At 65.4% G+C, this 2,056-nt stretch carries 3 protein-coding genes; all 3 read left to right on the top strand.

The features are described from left to right. Positions 1–776, top strand: a 776-nt coding sequence (locus VG320_RS00410; RefSeq protein ID WP_327198211.1) for a branched-chain amino acid ABC transporter permease, incomplete at its 5' end; no start/stop codon positions are given. Next, entirely contained in the window at positions 773–1,579 is an 807-nt protein-coding gene (locus tag VG320_RS00405; RefSeq protein ID WP_327198210.1) for an ABC transporter ATP-binding protein, read from the top strand. The genes VG320_RS00410 and VG320_RS00405, both read left to right, overlap by 4 nt. Beyond that, the coding region (locus VG320_RS00400; RefSeq protein ID WP_327198209.1) for an ABC transporter ATP-binding protein at positions 1,566–2,056 on the top strand (491 nt) is incomplete at its 3' end. The genes VG320_RS00405 and VG320_RS00400, both read left to right, overlap by 14 nt.

Genomic DNA, 2,056 nt, shown 5'->3' with positions numbered 1-2,056 from the left:
CCTTTCTGACCGCGAAGCTGAGCGTGCCGTTTCCTTACGCTCTCATCGGCGCCGGCATCGCCGCGGCGATCGCCAGCCTGCTGATGGTGCCGATAACAAGGCTCACTGGGGCTTACCTGGCCGTGGCCACGCTCGGCTTCTCGATCATCGTCTATCTGTTCATCAAGAACGAAGAGTGGCTGACCGGCGGCTCTTACGGCTTCATTGGCATTCCGCGCGCGGAGTTGTTCGGATACGTCCTGCGCGATCCCCGATCGAGCTACTACCTCAACGTCGGCGTTGCGGCGATCGTCTATTTCGTCTTTGCGCGCATCGAAGGCTCACGCTTCGCCCGCGCGATCAATGCCATCCGCCAGGACGCCGACGCGGCGCGCGCCAGCGGCATTCGCGTGACGTTGCTCAAGAGCGAGTGCTTCGTCATCGCCGCCTTTGTCGCCGGCCTCGCCGGATCGCTCTATGCGCACGAGGTGCGCTACCTCGCCCCGAACGACTTCACGTTCTGGAAATCGATTGAAATTCTCATCATGGTGGTGATCGGAGGCGTCGGCAGTCTGGCGGGCGCCATCCTCGGCGCTGCGGTGGTGGTGGGCTTGCCGGAGTATCTGCGCGCGATCGGCGACTATCGGATGCTGGTGTTCGGCGCAATCCTGATAGCGACCATGCTGTTCGGCGAAGGCGGGCTCGCCGCGCTCTTTGCAACATTGGGGCGACGCGTGAGCGCACTGGCGATGCGTTCGGCGCCTAAGCTCCCTCCAGGCAACGAGGCAGCGCGATGAGCGCGATCGCGGACGATGGCGCGTGGTTGCTCGAGGCGCGCAGCGTGAGCCGACGCTTCGGCGGCCTGTTGGCCGTCGATGCCGTTGACCTCGCGGTGCGGCGCGGAAGCGTGCACGGCTTGATCGGGCCCAACGGCGCCGGCAAGACCACGCTGCTCAATCTGGTTGCCGGGGTGTATCGGGTCAGCAGCGGGGCGCTGCGCTTTGGCGCGCGGGATATCACGCTGCATTCGACGGCCAAGCGCGCACGCGCTGGAATTCGGCGCACCTTTCAGAACCTCAAGCTGTTCGGCGAGATGAGCGCGCTCGAGAATGTTGCGATCGGCCTGCATGCGCAGATGCGCGCCGGATTTTTCGACGCGGTCCTGTCGACGCCGCGCCACCGCCGCGAGGAGCGCAGCATCCGCGATCGATCGATGGCAGCGCTGCAATTCGTCAGTCTTGCCGGCCTTGCCCATGCCCGCGCCGGCGCGCTTGCCTATGGACACCGCCGCCTGTTGGAAATCGCGCGTGCGATCGTGGCGCGGCCGGCGCTGCTGCTGCTCGATGAACCGGCCGCGGGTCTCAACGTGACCGAGGCAGCGCAGGTCAGCGAGCTGATTGCACGAATCCGCGACGACGGAACCACCGTGATCCTGGTCGAGCACCACATGGACGTGGTGATGCGCGTGTGTGACGAAATCACGGTCCTCAACTATGGCCGCAGACTGGCGCACGGCACGCCGGCGCAGATCCAGGAAGATCTTGGTGTCATTGAAGCCTATCTCGGCCGTTCCGGGGAGAACGAGAGTGCTCAAGCTTGACGGCGTGGTCGCCGCTTACGACGACGTCATCTGCCTGCACGGCGTTTCGTTGGAAGTGCGTCGCGGCGAGATCGTCACGCTGATCGGCGCCAATGGCGCGGGCAAGAGCACGACGTTGAAGACGATTTCGGGTCTGCTCGCGCCGCGCGCGGGCACCATCGAATTCCATGGACGGACGATTGCCGGCCGCAGTCCGGACGCGATCGTCGCGCTCGGACTGGTGCAGGTGCCCGAGGGCCGGCGGGTGTTTCCCGAGCTCACGGTGGAGGAAAATCTGCGCGTCGGCGCTTACCTCGTCGACCAGCGGAGCAAAGTTCGCGGGACGCTGAGCGATGTCTATGATCGCTTTCCGCGTCTGGCGGAGCGGCGCAGACAGTTCGCCGGCACGCTGTCGGGCGGCGAACAGCAGATGCTCGCCTTCGGTCGGGCCATGATGGCGCAACCGAAGCTGCTGATGCTCGACGAGCCGTCGCTGGG

It is taken from the genome of Paraburkholderia sp., from assembly GCF_035948235.1.
Taxonomy (GTDB): Bacteria; Pseudomonadota; Gammaproteobacteria; order Burkholderiales; family Burkholderiaceae; genus Paraburkholderia.
This window is presented reverse-complemented; position numbering and strand designations above follow the sequence as displayed.

What these genes read in the sequence shown, in the direction of transcription:
- VG320_RS00405 (WP_327198210.1), top strand. Translation starts at nt 773, where the DNA reads ATGAGCGCGATCGCGGACGATGGCGCGTGGTTGCTCGAGGCGCGCAGC.